This is a genomic window from Nonomuraea recticatena, assembly GCF_039533245.1.
Taxonomy (GTDB): domain Bacteria; phylum Actinomycetota; class Actinomycetes; order Streptosporangiales; family Streptosporangiaceae; genus Nonomuraea; species Nonomuraea roseola.
On record NZ_BAAATE010000022.1, the window covers coordinates 126,609 to 140,743 of the forward strand.

Below are 14,135 nucleotides of genomic sequence, written 5' to 3' on the forward strand. Positions count from 1 at the left end.
TCACCGCCGCTCATGCTCCCCCGCCGTTCATCGGCTCACCGTGTGACGACGGTGAGGTCCGCGGCGAAGCCGCGCTCCAGGGGGAACATCGGCCGGCCCAGGCGCTCGTACGGCAGCCGCCGCAGGTCCTGGTCGACGCCGCCCGGCGTCAGGGCCAGCAGCCAGTCCCCCGCGGCGTCGAACAGCTCGGGTTCCAGGTAACCGATCTTCACGACCACGAGGTCCACCGTGCTCACGGTGACACCGAGCCGGGTGTAGGAGGCCAGCTCGCGGTACTGCATCCGCCGGGAGGTGACGAACACGCTGAGCCCGCCCACCCGAACGCTCACGCACCGCCCGCCGTCTGGGTCGTCGGCGACCGCCTCCAGGACTCCTTCGAGCGGAAGCGGGCCCGGATCCCGCGAGTCGATGCGGCCGCCGACGCGTACGCTGACCGGTGAGCCGAGCGGCAGGTCCGCGACCTGCGCCACAGCCTCGGGGTCGACCAGCGAGGCGTACACGGCCCGGATCGAGCCGTCGGCGATCTCCGGGCGGGCCAGTGTCCGTTCGAGGGCGAAGGTGACGTCGTCGGCGCCGCCGGCTCCGGGGTTGTCGCCGGAGTCGCTGATGAAGAACGGCCGCCGGGCGGGATCCTTGACCGCCACCATGGCCTCGGTGAGGCATTCGTCCATGGAGCCGGTGGGGGCGACGAAGGCGAATTCGTCGCGCGCCGCCCAGAAGTGCTCGGCGAGCTCGCGCGCCGCCTCGGCGGTGACGGCGGCGTCGGTGCCCGTGGCGACGACGGCGCCGCTGCAGCGGGGCTCGTCGGACCAGGCGAAGCCGATCCAGATCGCCGCGTCGATGACGCCTTCCCTGGACTCGATCTCGGGGATGCGGGCGTACAGCCCTCTGGCCGGGTCGAGCCGGGTGCTGGTCATCTCTCCTGGCAGCAGGATCGGCACGTGGACGAGGGCCCTGTGCGGGCGCTGTCCGCGGCGGAGCGCGTCGACCAGGTTGCGCGCCGCGCGCTCACGGGTCTCCCACACGTCGACGTGGGGCGCGGTGCGGTAGCAGGTGAGCAGGTCGCACCCGTCGAACAGGGCGTGGGAGACGTTGCCGTGCAGGTCCATGGCCGCGGAGACGAACGGTTCGGGGCCGATGACCGACCGGATGGCGGTGACGAGGTCGCCCTCGGCGTCGTCGCGGCCGGCGACGCTCATCGCGCCGTGGATGTCGAGCAGCACACCGTCCAGGGGTCCTGCGGCGGTCAGCCCGTCGAGGATCTCGGCGTGCCAGGCGTCGTAGGTGTCGGGGGCGACCGCACCTCCGGGAAGGGCGCGCGCGTGGACGAGCGGTATCCACTCGACGTCGGCGGCCCACGGCTCGGCGGGTGAGAGCCAGCCGTACCGTGCCAGGAGGCTGTCGCCGCGGGTGACGTCGAAGTCGTCGGCGGTGCTCAGGTGCGGCGAGAACGTGCTGGACTCGATGTGCACGCCGCCGATGGCGACGCGAAGGGGACGGGACACGGGCGGGGCTCCTCAGGAGGATCGGACGTCGGCCTTCGCGCGCACCAGATGCCCGAGGCCGGTCAGGGCCGCATCCGGGCCCGCGATGCCGGCCTCGATGGACAGGGACTGGGTCATGGACGGCAGGCAGCGCTCGTAGAGCATGCTCCTCGCCGCGGCCACGTAGACGTCGAGGCCGGACAGCGCCCCCGCCGCATCGCGCAGGCGCAGGATCCGCGGCCGCCGTCCACCGGTGGAGCGGCCCGTGCCCTCCTCGAGGATGGCGCCCTCGCTCGGCCTGCTGGCGAGTGGCGGGCCCACGTCCCGTGCCGATCTCGTCGAGACCCTGCAGGTCGCGCCCTCGACCGTCTCCAGCGTGGTGCGACGCCTGCTGGACGCCTGTTCGCGCAGGTTGGCGGGACTCGATGGGTCCGACATGCCGCATGACTCTAGCTCGAAAGAAGTAGGCGAAACAAAGTCCATTAGTTCCGCCGACTTCCTGCACAGCCGTCCATGAATCCCGGCATTGAGCGCACCTCGAGGAGTGCGCCGGCACCGGCGGGCGTCTGGCGCTGTGGGATGGTGGTGAGGTGACGCTGGAGGACCTCGTCCGGCTGCGCCGGGCCCGTGACCTGATGGATCGCGACTACGCCGAACCGCTCGACGTTCCCGCGCTGGCACGGTTCGCCCTCATGTCGCCCGGCCATTTCTCCCGCAGCTTTCGCGCCGCCTTCGGTGAGACGCCCTACAGCTACCTGATGACGCGCCGGATCGAGCGGGCCAAGGCGCTGCTGCGCAGAGGTGACCTGACGGTGACGGAGGTGTGCTTCGCGGTCGGCTGCACCTCGCTGGGGTCGTTCAGCTCGCGCTTCAGCGAGCTGGTCGGGGAGAGCCCGAGCGCATACCGGGCCCGCCGCCATGACGAGGGCGCCGCCATCCCTGCCTGCGTCGCGAAGATCCACACGCGCCCGGTCAGGAACGGAGAAGCGAAACCCGCCCTCGGTCCGTAGCGTGAAGCGCATGGACATCAGGCTCTCGCAGTGCTTCATCGCCGTCGACGACCACGACAAGGCGCTCGCCTTCTACCGGGACGCTCTCGGCCTGGAGGTGCGCAACGACGTGGGGTTCGAGGGGATGCGCTGGGTGACCGTCGGGGCGCCGTCGCAGCCCGATGTGGACATCGTTCTCGAACCGCCTCTTGCGGACCCGAACGCCTCGCCCTCCGACAGGAGGGCCATGGCGGAGCTGCTGGCGAAGGGCCTGCTGGGCGGCGTCATCTTCACGACCGACGACTGCGACGCCACGTTCGAGCGCATCAGCGCCGCGGGTGGAGAGGTGCTGCAGGAGCCGGTCGACCAGCCGTACGGCGTGCGCGACTGCGCCTTCCGCGATCCTTCAGGGAACATGCTGCGCTTCAGCCAGCCTCGCAAGCAGTGAGTTCTGCTCCCGCGCGTCAGGCGACCGGGCAGCGAGCCGCCGTTCCTGAGGGGTTCGGTCCGGCGGCTCTCCGCCCTGGTGGTCGACCATGTCTGTTCGCCGACGCCGCTTCCACCACGGTGGACGTCCGGCCGACGGGCGGGCGCTGACCGCTCGCCCGTCGCCTTGCCGGGCACGCCGAGTGCGCGCCGGCTACCGGCGCGCACCATGGCGTGGTCAGCGGTCTTGCGTGAACTGATACAGCAGCGGGCCGTCGAGCTTCCAACCCGGCTCGTTCGCCAGAATCTTCTCGGTGTGCGCTTCGATCGCCAGGCGCCACCTGCCGTTGTTGGTCAAGCGGAAGATCTTCACGACCTTCCCCGACGTGGCCGACGGCGCGTACCCGAGGACGCCCTCGTACCGGAAGCTGCCGGAAGCGACGAGTTTTTCACGCTCGGAGTCGGATCCGGTGATGATGTACGACGCCTTGTGCGTCCAGCGCAGCCGGTAGAGCGGCTTGCCGCCCTGGAACGGAGCGGACGACAGGTAGTACATCGGCGTCTTCGTCACAGACCAGCCGTGTGCGGTGACCGCCCTGTCCTTCTCCGTCTCGCTGGCGGTGTAGAAGAAGCCCCCGTCCTTCGTCAGGAGCTCGTACACCTTCACCCGATGGTCAGCGATGCTCGTGGACTCCTTCACGGGAGCGGCCACGGGGTCAGCCGACGCCGGGGCGGCGGCACCCAAGGACAGGGCGGCGCCGAGCGCCACTGTCAGCCCGATGCGAACAGGACGCGCTATACGGCCGAACGTCAATGCCATGGAAGTAGTGATCCCTCTGTGTGTCGGTCAGACGGCCGCTCGAGGCGTCACCGGTGGTGCCGGCATCGGATTCTCCCGCCATGGGGATACGAACCATGGCGCCGGGGGCTCCGTGATCGCGTCCGTCTCGCGGACGCTTGCCGCCGGGCACAAGCCAGATCAGTACTCGAGAGCAGTCACCTATTCGGCTGTCCTGGACGGCTTCGCCTACGCCAACCAGCAACCTGAGCGCGCCCAGTCTCCCAGCCGATCTTCAGATGATCGAGCCTCAGAACAGCCATCCTTCGCGGCTTTTCTGCCATGTGGTGTCGGCGGCCAGCGGACTCCACCCCGGTGGAGTGCGGCCGCTCCCGCGACACCGCCCCGGCGCAGTGACCTGGCTGGGTGGGCCGAGTACGGCTACTGCGCCAGTCACTCCGCTATTTCTGGGCCGAGCGTGATGTGCCTGCTGCGACCGGCCCGTACGAGGCTGTTCGACCGCTACGCCAGACCATCGAATCGATCAATCAGACCTGCAAAGGCCGGCCCGACCTGGAACGCCATGGCGGCCGAAGTTCAGCTGGAGTCATCATCCGCGTGCTGTCCAGAATCCTCGCGCTGACCGCAGCGATCTGGCATAACGACAAGACCAACCAGCCGATCCCTGATCGCCTGTGACCACTGAACGTGACCAGACCCCTTGGACTCATTCATCTAGTCGATGTAGCCAGCCGCCGCTGCACGGGCGACTGATATCCGCCACTCCATCTCGGCGAGCCTGGCTGCCGCCTTGACCTGTGCGGCGGCTGGTTCGCCCCAGCCGAGCACGTCGGCCGCGTCCTGCAGTGGCACCATCAGCCTGCGGCAGGTGTGGCCGGTGCCGTCCGGGTCGGGCAGCGGCGGCTCGAAGGCGTCGATGACGCCCACCATGCGGACCTGCGCGTACGGCTCGCGCCCGCACTCGTGAACCTCTTGGTAGCCGAGGTAGGCGACGCGGCCGACGCGGACCTGGTTCTCCTCCAGCGCCTCCCGCACGAACGTCGCCGCCGCGTCCTGGTCGCCGGGTTCGGGGCGGCCGCCGGGAAGGCCCATCACGCCCTCGACGTCCTGGATCATCACGCGGCCCGTCGCCGGGCAGATCAGGTAGCCGTGCACCCGCACGACCGGGAGCCCGTCGGGGACGGGTGCCTCATGCCATAGGAAGACCGTTTCGGTAGGACCTGTCATGCCGGAGCAACCTAGCCGCAGCAGTCCCGAAGGCGAGCGGTAACCGGCCAGTGCGCCGCGTTCACCGGGGCGCGGGCAGCACACCTGCCGCGGTCTCACCTGGGAGAGGACGGCAGCAGGCCGCCAAGCTCTCCCAGCGGCTCGCCGAACGGTCCACCTGGCCTGTCGACGTCATCTACACCACGCCGCTGCCGCGCGCAGCCGAGACGGCCGGTGTCATCGCCGACCTCCTCGGGCTGACGCCGATCATCGAGCCGGACCTGCGCGAACCGGACTACGGCCTGCCGCGGGGGAAGGCCGTCGCAGACTTCGACGAAGCCCCGTCTCTGCGTCCAGAGAGGCCGATCGCGGCCGGGGCGGAGCCGTTGCTGATCTTCCTCGCCCGAGCCTGGGCGGCCATCGCCGCGTTCCCGGCTGATCATGGGGCGCACTGGCGGCCTGATCAGGAGGGAACGCCTAGGTGTACGGCCTGCATCCACTCGTCGTCAACTGCGGCCTGGCACAGTGCCTCGGCAGTGATGAGCGTGGCGAGACCCCAGTCTTCTTCCCAAAGCTCCTTTCCGGCCGGCGTGGTGGCGACCCACTGTCCGACGCTTGCGTAATCGGGAGCCGGGTCCCAGTCCCAGTCGAACGGATCGAAGGAGGTGACGAGCCGACCTTCCGTCAAATATTCGACTCGCGGCGGCACGAAGTCACCCCATGCGACGCCCAGGCATGGGCCGTAGTGAGACAGGGCGGCAAGCGTTGCGCGGACAAAGTAGTCGTTCGGTTGGATGACGAGCACACCGTTGCCAAGCCTTCCAGCGAGGATGCGAAACTCGTCGAATTCACTGATAGTACCTGCCTGTGCGCGCTCGGCCTGTATGCCGTATGCAGCGAGAACCGTCTCTGGCGAAACATTCGAGCACCATGTGAAAGCATTGACATAGTCGAATTTATTTGAAAACCATTCATAATATTGTGCGTCGGCCATGGATGTCGTTCGCTTCCTTCCAGTATTTTTGGCTACTCAATCCGAGGGCTGCTGTGGCCTTCGTAAGGCCGCATGTCGGCCGACAGCTAATACTCCAGCCGCATTTGGGGTCTGGGGGTCGGCCAGGCGCCGGACATGAAACGACCACCGCCGTGACCATGGATGCGTGAAGATCGATGACCGGGCGGTGGCCGTGGTGCTGGACGGCTCGATACACGGGGACGGTGAGCTGGAGTGTGCCTGCGCGTACGGGTCGCTTGCCGTGGACGCCCCCTATGCTCGGCGCTGATCGCCACGGTAGGCGGGTCGTCAGGGCCTCGCCGTCTTCCACCGCGCCGGTTAGCAGGGGACGAGGCTCCGTCACGGTAGGGTTCTGGCGGACTTTCTTCAAGGTGGACGGCACGGGTGAGTAAGACTAACGAGCTGATCGGCGCGGCGATGGAGGCGCTTGCCCGCGAGGATCAGGCAGCCTTCGACTCCGCCGCCGCCTTCCTGGCCGACCGGGACGACGCCGATCGCGTGCTGGTGGAGGTCGTGACCCGTGCGATCTCGGGGTTGTGGCGCAACGGCTGGCAACCCGCCGACGTGGTCAGGATCGCGGCCAGGCGGCTGACCGACTGGCACGGGCGGACGGCGGCTGACCTCATCGCCTGGGAGATGCGGGCCTACGCGCCTGCCACGGTGGATGAGCGCTGGCGTGATCAACTCGCCGGCCTGGAGGCCGCGGTGTGGTGGAAGGGCGGCTACCTGGCGGCGCGGCAGGCGCGCGACGGGGCCGGCCGGCTGGTGACCGTCTCCGGTGTGCTGGAACTGCTGGGGTTGCTGACCGGGCTGCCGCGGCTGGAGACGTTGAGCCCGCCGCCCGGGGCCGCTCGCCGTACGGTCCAGCCGCGCTCGCACGCGGTCAGCGAGAAGACGTTCGCGCGGGTGCGGGCGCTGCTTGCCAAGGCGGAGTCGACGACGTACGAGGCGGAGGCGGAGACGTTCACCTCGGCGGCGCAGAGCTTGATGGCCAAGTACAGCATCGACGCGGCGATGCTGGACGCGCAGCCAGGCGGAGGGGAGGCCCCGGCGGGCATCCGGGTCGGCATCGACGCGCCGTACGAACAGCCCAAGGCCGTGCTGCTCCACCTCATCGCCGAGGCCAACAGGTGCCGGGTGATCTGGTCGAAGGAGCTGGGGTTCGCCACCGTGCTGGGGTTCTGGGCGGACCTGTCCTGGGTGGAGGTGCTGTTCACCTCGCTGCTGGTGCAGGCGCAGACCGCGCTGGTGAACTCGGGCACCAAGAAGCACGGCACCGGCCGGTCGAGGAACAAGACGTTCCGCCAGTCGTTCCTGTCGGCGTTCGCCTCCAGGATCGGGGAGCGGCTCGCCGAGGCCACGGCGGCCGCGATCTCGCAGGAGAGCGCCAGCCGGGGCACCGACCTGGTGCGGGTGCTGGCGCCCCGCGAGCAGGAAGTGGAGCAGGCGGTCGAGCGCATGTTCCCGAACCTGGTCTCGCACGCGGTGCGCACGTCCTGGGACCGGGAGGGCTGGGCGGCCGGATCCACCGCCGCCGATCAGGCCAGCCTCGGGGCGCGGGACCGACAGCGCCTGTCTCCCTGATGCTGGGGATGGCTTGCCCGCCCAGGCGGCGGGCTGTGTCCGGGTGATGGATACCGCGCCCTGCGCCGTCGGCTGCGCGACGGGCTTCGGGGCGTCGCGCTCGCCGGAGGGTGCCATGTGGCCACGGCCTGCGGGATCGCCGCGTTGGCTGCGGTCGTCTCCCATCACCTATAATTTCGACAAGTTTCGAAGTAAGGGGTGTCGCATGACCGCAGTCACGATCCAGTGCTGCGCGCCGATCGTGCGCGAGCCGCTGTCGGAGACCGACGCGGCTGATCTCGCGGTCATGCTCAAGGCCGTCGCCGACCCCGTCAGGCTGCGCCTGCTGTCGATGATCGGCTCACACGCCGGCGGCGAGGCCTGCGTCTGCGACCTCACCGACGCCTTCGACCTGACCGCCCCCACCATCTCCCACCACCTCAAGGTCCTGCGCACCGCAGGCCTGATCGACGGAGAGCGGCGCGGCACCTGGGTCTACTACCGGATCATCCCCGAGGCGGTGAACAGGCTGGGAGCCCTGTTCGCGCCACTGACAGAGCCCACGCCAAGGTCGGTGGAGCTGGAGCTCACCCCCGCATGACCGAAGGTCCGCGCGAGGTCGACCTCGCCATCGGCCGGCCCGCGGTGACCCGATGGCACAGCGGCTGCCAGGGTGTGCTGCACTACCGGTCATGACTGTCGCTCGCTCCCTGCTGCTGTTCGCCCTGGCCGCGCTCGCCGAGATCGGCGGAGCGTGGCTGGTCTGGCAGGGCGTCCGCGAGCAGCGCGGCATCATCTGGATCGGTGCCGGCGTCGTCGCGCTCGGCCTGTACGGGTTCGTGGCCACGCTGCAGCCCGATGCCCATTTCGGCCGCATCCTGGCCGCCTATGGCGGCGTGTTCGTCGCCGGGTCCCTCGCGTGGGGCATGGTCGTCGACGGCTTCCGACCCGATCGATGGGACGTCATCGGCGCGCTGGTCTGCCTGGCCGGTGTCGCCGTGATCATGTATGCGCCGCGTGGCTGACCTGCCATAACGCGCTTGCACGTCAGCGCCGCGGGAGCGGACTGGACAAACATATAGACCTCCATGAAAATAGATGTGTGTCTATATATGGACCCTCAGAGGAGGAGTGCGCCCGGATCGGCGCCGGTACCGCCCATGTCCGGCCTGGCCGCCGCAGACCCCGCGCGGAAACGCGGCAGGCGGGTCTTCCGCCGCTTCACCCTGTTCGCCCAGCCGGACCGGTTCCCGCCGCCAGACCCTGACCTGGCCGGCCACCTCGAACGAAGGAAGTTCATGGCGTCACCCACCGCCCTGTCCGAGAACACCGAGGTGATGCGCGGGCTGTCACGGCTCGACCGCTTCCTGCCCGTGTGGATCGGCCTGGCCATGGCCCTCGGTCTGCTGCTCGGCCGGACGGTCCCCGGCCTCGACGACGCCCTGGACACCGTCAAGATCGGCCAGGTGTCACTGCCCATCGCGCTCGGGCTGCTGCTGATGATGTACCCGGTGCTGGCCAAGGTCCGCTACGACCGGCTCGACACCGTCACCGGCGACCGGCGGCTGCTGGTCTCCTCCCTGGTGATCAACTGGGTCGTCGGCCCCGCCGTGATGTTCGCCCTGGCCTGGACCTTCCTGCCCGACCTGCCCGAGTACCGCACCGGCCTGATCATCGTCGGGCTGGCCCGCTGCATCGCCATGGTCCTCATCTGGAACGACCTGGCCTGCGGCGACCGCGAGGCCGCCGCCGTCCTGGTGGCCATCAACTCGGTCTTCCAGGTCATCGCCTTCGCCGCGCTCGGCTGGTTCTACCTGGAGATCCTGCCCGGCTGGCTCGGCCTTCCCGAGACCAGTCTCGACATCTCCGTGTGGGACATCGCCGAAAGCGTGCTGGTCTTCCTCGGCATCCCCTTGCTGCTCGGCTACCTGTCACGCAAGCTCGGCGAGCGCGGCAAGGGACGCGACTGGTACGAGAACCGCTTCCTGCCGCGCATCGGCCCGATCGCGCTGTACGGCCTGCTGTTCACCATCGTCATCCTGTTCGCCCTGCAGGGCCACACCATCACCTCCCAGCCCGGCGACGTGGCCAGGATCGCGCTGCCATTGCTCGTCTACTTCGCCCTCATGTGGGCCGGCTCCTTCGCCCTCGGCAAGGGCATCGGCCTGCCCTACGACAGGACCACGACGCTGGCCTTCACCGCCGCCGGCAACAACTTCGAACTCGCCATCGCCGTGGCGATCGGCGTCTTCGGCGTCACCTCCGGCCAGGCGCTGGCCGGGGTGGTCGGCCCGCTCATCGAGGTCCCCGTGCTCGTCGCGCTCGTCTACGTCTCGCTGTGGGCGCGCCGCCGCTTCTACCCCGCGAAGGAAACCGTCTGATGACCGACAAGCCCAGCGTCCTGTTCGTCTGCGTGCACAACGCCGGACGCTCCCAGATGGCCGCAGGCTGGCTCAGCCACCTGGCCGGCGACCGGATCGAGGTCCGCTCGGCGGGCTCGGCGCCCGCGGAAGGCGTCAACCCGGTCGCCGTCGAGGCGATGCGCGAGGTCGGCATCGACATCGCCGGGCAGAAGCCCAAGATCCTCACACCGGAGTCCGTCCAGGCCTCCGACGTGGTGATCACCATGGGCTGCGGCGACGTCTGCCCGATCTTCCCCGGCAAGCGCTACGAGGACTGGAAGCTCGACGACCCCGCCGGGCAGGGCATCGAGGCGGTCAGGCCGATCCGCGACGAGATCCGCACCCGCATCGAGAAGCTCGTCGGCGAGCTCCTGCCCGAGTGAGCTCCCGCGGAGCGCTACGCCACACCTCCTCGACGTGGGACGGCTCGTCTGACCATGGGCGACAGAAAGGGATGGGTGCGCGACGCGGTTCGCACCCATCCCCCGCCCGCTCCGGGGACGGCTCAGTCCGAGGCGGCGGCCACTTCCTTCTCGGCTTCCTTCCATGCCGGTACGGCTGCCGCCGCCGTACGGCGCTCGCCGCGCGGACGTAGCCCGAACCAGACGAGGACCACGCTGAGGAGCGTCACGGCCACGTTCACGCTCAGCGCGAGGTGGATGCCGGTCAGTTCGACGCTCCGCGTCGCGGCGACCGCGCTCAGAATCGGGATACCGACGGTGATGGCCACCTGCTGGGTCATCGAGGTCAGGCCCGTGGCCAGGCCCTGCTCCTCGTCCGGCAGCCCCGAGGTCCCTGTCACCGTGTATGCCACGATGCAGGTGACGTGCCCGAAGAACCCGATGAACAGCGCGGGGATCAGGACCACGAGCGCCATTCGGTCGGCGCCGAGGAAGACCAGCGGGAGGGTCGCCAGGCCCTGCACGGCCAGGCCCAGGGTGAGGACCTTGCGGGTGCCGAAGCGCCCGATGAAGCGGCCGGCGATCACCCCGGCCGCCACGGCCGCCAGGCCGGGGACGCCGAAGATCAGGCCGGTGACCAGCGGGGAGAAGCCGAGGGTCTGCTGGAGGTAGAGCGTGGTCAGGAAGATCATGGCGGTCTCCATGGTGAAGACCACGAACCCCGCGTAGTTGCCCCACTTCACCGTGGGCCGCTTGAGGATGCGCACCGGGACGAGCGGCGCGGGCGAGCGCAGCTCGATCATCCAGAACGCGGCCAGCAGCAGCACGCCGATGACGGCCGAGGGCAGGTTCCTCTCGATGACCGCGTAGATCACGGCCAGCAGGCCGCCGGTCACCGTCACCGCTCCGGACAGGTCCGGCTTCACCCGGCCGGGCAGCCTGCTCTCGCTGATCACGAAGGGGGTGAGCAGCAGGATGACCAGGGCGACGGGGACGTTGATGAAGAACGCGGCCTGCCAGCTCAGCAGGCTGACGAGGCTGCCCCCGACCAGCGCGCCGATGGTGAAGCCTGCCGAGAGCAGCGCGCCGTTGAAGCCGAGGACGCGGTCGCGCGTCGCGCCCTCCGTGAAGGTGGTGGTGAGCAGCGACAGCGACGCGGGGATCGTCATCGCGGTGGCGAAGCCCTGCAGCACCCGGGCGGTCAGCAACATGTCGGGGGTGGTCGCGAAGCCGCCGAGCAACGAGGCAAGCGTCAGCAGGATCATGCCGGACATGAACAGCCTGCGGCGGCCGAACAGGTCCGCCAACCGGCCGAACAGCAGGGTGAATCCGGCCGCGGGCAGGGCGTAGGCAGAGGTGATCCAGGGCAGCCCGGTGAGTCCCATCCCGACGCCCGCGCCGACCTCCGGCAGCGCCACGTTCAGGATCGAGAAGTCGACGGACAGCATGAACCCGGCGCCGAGCAGGACGAGCAGGATCACCCGCTGCCTGCCGGTGATCAGGGAAGGCGAGGCGCTCACAAGACGGTTCCCTTCGTGAGAAACCAAAGATCGGCACGCAGGACGGCTGAGCCGTACGGCCATGGGGCATGGCGGGCTCGACGCATGGCGATGAGGGGGAACCCGGCCCCGCGCCGTCCGACGGGGCGAGCCGACGCGGGGGGCGCTCTGCCAGAGCGGGACGACAGAGCTGATGAGGGAGAGCGGCGAGCTAGCGCGAATCCCGCTCCGCAGCCTCGGCGACGCGCTTGATGTTCGCCAGCCGCCGGTCCCAGTCGGCGGCGAGCGTGGCCATCCACCGCGCCGTCGCGTCCAGCGCCGCGGGCCGCACCGCGTACCGCACCTCGCGACCGACCCGGGCGCCGGAGACCAGCCCGGCGGCGTCGAGGACGGCCAGGTGCTTGACCACCGCCTGCCGCGAGACGGGAAGCCGTTCGGCGAGCGTCGTCGCGGTGGCCTCGCCCTGGGCGGCGAGCAGATCAAGCAGCTGGCGTCGCGTCGGGTCGGCCAGCGCGACGAGGACGCTGTCGACCGACGCGACGTCGCCGCCAGGCGCGTCCGTCACGACGACGGCTGTTCGGCGCGCGTCTTGAGCGCGTCCAATTCCTGGGGCCAGCCGCCGGTGTTGTCCTTCAGGGCCTTGCTGCGCAGTTCATCCGAGCCTGCCAGGGCCGCGAACCCGCTCTCGACGACGCGCAGCCGCGTCTTGTCGCCCTCCTGGGACAACGTGAACTCCACGAGGGTGCTGTTGTCCTCGCGCAGCTCCTGTCCGGGGAAGGCGCTGGCCCAGCGGTAGGCCAGATAGGTCGGCGGCTCGACCTTCTCCACCCGCACAGGGAAGTCGCCGTACTCGGCGTTCCTCGCCACCATCGACTCGCCCTCTCTCGCCACGGTGCCGGACACGCTCGCCCGGTCGGCGACCCAGAACCCGGGCTCGGCCACCAGCGACCAGACCCGCTCCAGGGACGCCGCGATCAGGGTTTCACGTTCGATCCGATCCTCGCTCATGAGGAGACTCCTTTTCACTTCCACCATTTGATGTGCAATTCCAGAGTTGCACGTCAGCCGCTTCAGGCGCAACCCCAGAGTTGCACTTAGCGGCCGAGCTTGACCCTCCTCGAGGTCACGTGCCGAACCGTCGGCCGCGGAGAAGAGCATGCGTCAGGACCGGAGGTCCTTGCCGTCCAGCCGGAGCGTTCCCGCCCATCGACCCCCAGCGAACCGTCAGCGGTGACAGGCAGGGTGAGGGCCAGGAATTCGAACTCGAGGAGCAGATCATGTCGACGCGGATGACGACGGCCGAGCGGGAGAGCTTCCTGGCCGAGACCCACATCGGAGTGCTGAGTGTGGCCGGCGCCGACGGGCGGGCGCCCATGGCGGTGCCCATCTGGTACGGCTACCGGCCCGGCGGTGAGATCACCTTCGCCACGAGCCCCGGCAGCGTGAAGATGGCGCTGATCCGCGAGGCGGGCCAGATCGGGTTCACGGTTCAGCAGGAGGCGATGCCGTACAAGTACGTCTCCGTCGAAGGCCCTGTCGTGGGTTATGAGCCGACCGACGCCGACGAGTATCGCCAGTGGTCGATTCGCTACCTCGGCCCCGAAGCGGGCGAGCGGTTCTTCGACGGCATCAAGGACTTCGTGCGGACGATGGTCACCGTCCGCGTGCGGCCCGAGCGCTGGCGGACCTACGACTTCGGCAAGGAGTTCAGCGGCTGACGCCCGGTGCCCGCGTGTCGATGACGTGCTCGGCGAGTTCGCGGGTGGCGGCCGCGGGGTCGGTTCCCTGCCGGGTGGCTCCGGCCGCGAGCAGGCCGTCGATGAGCAGCAGGAGCTGGGCCGCCGCGTGCCCGGGGCGCGGATGCCCGAGCGCGACCAGCTCGTGCTCCAGGAGTCGCCGCACCCGGTCGCGGTAGTCGCGCGTGACGGCGTGGCCCGGATGGGCGGGGTCGGGCAGCGCCAGGTCGGCCGCCAGGTAGCGGCAGCCGCGGAAGTCGGGCGCGTCGATGACTCTGGCCAGTTCGTCGAAGACGGCCAGGAGGCGGTCACGTGGGTCCTGACCTGCGGCGTTCATGGTCTGCCTGTAGCGCGCCTCGTCCTCGTCGGTACTACGGCGCAGCACCTCGGCGAGCAATCCGTCCTTCCCGCCGAAGTGCTCGTACAGCGAACGCCTTGCGACGTTGGCCTCTTTCAGGACCGCGTCGACGCCGACGCCCATGCCGTGGCGGTAGGTGAGGTCCTGGGCGGCCCGCAGCAGGCGTTCGCGCGGGCCGGGAGCGGTTCGTGTACTCACGGGCCCAGCCTGCCAGCTGTCGGCAAGTAGATCAACCGGTCTATATGGCGACGGAGTGA

General features: G+C 69.5%; 18 protein-coding genes and 2 pseudogenes. 11 read left to right on the top strand and 9 right to left on the bottom strand.

Annotated elements, in window-relative coordinates; genetic code table 11:
- Nucleotides 1-35: 35 nt before the first annotated feature.
- Together ABFX50_RS33655 and ABFX50_RS33660 are read right to left on the bottom strand one after the other, a co-directional pair.
- A complete protein-coding gene (locus ABFX50_RS33655; RefSeq protein WP_346152126.1) occupies nt 36-1,505 on the bottom strand; it encodes a M81 family metallopeptidase in 1,470 nt (489 codons plus the stop codon).
- 12 nt (nt 1,506-1,517) lie between these two features.
- Nucleotides 1,518-1,922: a hypothetical protein gene (locus tag ABFX50_RS33660; RefSeq protein WP_346152128.1), complete on the bottom strand. Its 405-nt coding sequence runs from the start codon at nt 1,920-1,922 to the stop codon at nt 1,518-1,520.
- Nucleotides 1,923-2,119: 197 nt separating this feature from the next.
- Between ABFX50_RS33660 and ABFX50_RS33665 the strand changes: the two genes are divergently transcribed.
- The gene (locus ABFX50_RS33665) at nt 2,120-2,494 is read left to right on the top strand and encodes a helix-turn-helix transcriptional regulator (RefSeq protein WP_346152200.1); all 375 of its coding nucleotides are present in this window, start codon (nt 2,120-2,122) and stop codon (nt 2,492-2,494) included.
- Nucleotides 2,495-2,504: 10 nt separating this feature from the next.
- On the top strand, nt 2,505-2,921 hold the full coding sequence (locus tag ABFX50_RS33670; protein ID WP_346152130.1) for a VOC family protein: 417 nt from the start codon (nt 2,505-2,507) through the stop codon (nt 2,919-2,921).
- A 216-nt stretch (nt 2,922-3,137) separates the two neighbouring features.
- On the opposite strand, the gene ABFX50_RS33675 is transcribed toward ABFX50_RS33670, so the two are convergent.
- On the bottom strand, nt 3,138-3,719 hold the full coding sequence (locus ABFX50_RS33675; RefSeq protein ID WP_346152132.1) for a hypothetical protein: 582 nt from the start codon (nt 3,717-3,719) through the stop codon (nt 3,138-3,140).
- Nucleotides 3,720-4,040: 321 nt separating this feature from the next.
- Between ABFX50_RS33675 and ABFX50_RS33680 the strand changes: the two are divergent.
- Nucleotides 4,041-4,376 (top strand): annotated as a pseudogene (locus ABFX50_RS33680) (transposase family protein); the annotation flags it as partial.
- Between the two features lie 36 nt (nt 4,377-4,412).
- On the opposite strand, the gene ABFX50_RS33685 reads toward ABFX50_RS33680, so the two are convergent.
- On the bottom strand, nt 4,413-4,925 hold the full coding sequence (locus ABFX50_RS33685; RefSeq protein ID WP_346152136.1) for an NUDIX domain-containing protein: 513 nt from the start codon (nt 4,923-4,925) through the stop codon (nt 4,413-4,415).
- A 50-nt stretch (nt 4,926-4,975) separates the two neighbouring features.
- Between ABFX50_RS33685 and ABFX50_RS51475 the strand changes: the two are divergent.
- Nucleotides 4,976-5,338: pseudogene (locus ABFX50_RS51475) on the top strand (histidine phosphatase family protein); the annotation flags it as partial.
- Between the two features lie 29 nt (nt 5,339-5,367).
- Here the strand turns inward: ABFX50_RS51475 and ABFX50_RS33690 are convergent.
- A complete protein-coding gene (locus tag ABFX50_RS33690; protein ID WP_346152138.1) occupies nt 5,368-5,898 on the bottom strand; it encodes a hypothetical protein in 531 nt (176 codons plus the stop codon).
- Between the two features lie 166 nt (nt 5,899-6,064).
- On the opposite strand from ABFX50_RS33690, the gene ABFX50_RS33695 reads away from it, so the two are divergent.
- From ABFX50_RS33695 to ABFX50_RS33720, 6 genes are all read left to right on the top strand, one after another.
- Nucleotides 6,065-6,187 (top strand): hypothetical protein, encoded by a 123-nt coding sequence (locus ABFX50_RS33695; RefSeq protein WP_346152140.1) that lies wholly within the window; start codon nt 6,065-6,067, stop codon nt 6,185-6,187.
- 116 nt (nt 6,188-6,303) lie between these two features.
- Nucleotides 6,304-7,503, top strand: a complete 1,200-nt coding sequence (locus tag ABFX50_RS33700; RefSeq protein WP_346152141.1) for a DUF2786 domain-containing protein — start codon at nt 6,304-6,306, stop codon at nt 7,501-7,503.
- A gap of 205 nt (nt 7,504-7,708) precedes the next feature.
- Nucleotides 7,709-8,083 (top strand): metalloregulator ArsR/SmtB family transcription factor, encoded by a 375-nt coding sequence (locus ABFX50_RS33705; RefSeq protein ID WP_346152143.1) that lies wholly within the window; start codon nt 7,709-7,711, stop codon nt 8,081-8,083.
- 91 nt (nt 8,084-8,174) lie between these two features.
- Nucleotides 8,175-8,507: a YnfA family protein gene (locus ABFX50_RS33710; RefSeq protein WP_346120365.1), complete on the top strand. Its 333-nt coding sequence runs from the start codon at nt 8,175-8,177 to the stop codon at nt 8,505-8,507.
- 273 nt (nt 8,508-8,780) lie between these two features.
- Entirely contained in the window at nt 8,781-9,863 is a 1,083-nt protein-coding gene (arsB, locus tag ABFX50_RS33715; RefSeq protein ID WP_346152202.1) for an ACR3 family arsenite efflux transporter, read from the top strand.
- Nucleotides 9,863-10,267 carry an arsenate reductase ArsC gene (locus ABFX50_RS33720; RefSeq protein WP_346152145.1) on the top strand — a complete coding sequence of 135 codons (405 nt, stop codon included), beginning with the start codon at nt 9,863-9,865 and terminating at the stop codon, nt 10,265-10,267. The genes arsB and ABFX50_RS33720 overlap by 1 nt, the downstream gene beginning before the upstream one ends.
- Nucleotides 10,268-10,389: 122 nt before the next feature.
- Here the strand turns inward: ABFX50_RS33720 and ABFX50_RS33725 are convergent, their stop codons facing one another.
- From ABFX50_RS33725 to ABFX50_RS33735, 3 genes are all read right to left on the bottom strand, one after another.
- Nucleotides 10,390-11,805, bottom strand: coding sequence for an MFS transporter (locus ABFX50_RS33725; RefSeq protein WP_346152147.1), 1,416 nt, complete (start codon nt 11,803-11,805; stop codon nt 10,390-10,392).
- A gap of 190 nt (nt 11,806-11,995) precedes the next feature.
- Nucleotides 11,996-12,349, bottom strand: coding sequence for an ArsR/SmtB family transcription factor (locus tag ABFX50_RS33730; RefSeq protein ID WP_183661144.1), 354 nt, complete (start codon nt 12,347-12,349; stop codon nt 11,996-11,998).
- A complete protein-coding gene (locus ABFX50_RS33735; protein ID WP_183661159.1) occupies nt 12,346-12,792 on the bottom strand; it encodes an SRPBCC domain-containing protein in 447 nt (148 codons plus the stop codon). Before ABFX50_RS33735 ends, ABFX50_RS33730 begins: the two co-directional genes overlap by 4 nt.
- A gap of 269 nt (nt 12,793-13,061) precedes the next feature.
- Here ABFX50_RS33735 and ABFX50_RS33740 point away from each other — a divergent pair, with 269 nt between their 5' ends.
- Entirely contained in the window at nt 13,062-13,502 is a 441-nt protein-coding gene (locus tag ABFX50_RS33740; protein WP_346152150.1) for a pyridoxamine 5'-phosphate oxidase family protein, read from the top strand.
- On the opposite strand, the gene ABFX50_RS33745 is transcribed toward ABFX50_RS33740, so the two are convergent.
- A complete protein-coding gene (locus tag ABFX50_RS33745) occupies nt 13,492-14,076 on the bottom strand; it encodes a TetR/AcrR family transcriptional regulator (protein ID WP_346152152.1) in 585 nt (194 codons plus the stop codon). The two genes, ABFX50_RS33740 and ABFX50_RS33745, sit on opposite strands and share 11 nt — an antisense overlap.
- Nucleotides 14,077-14,135 lie beyond the last annotated feature (59 nt).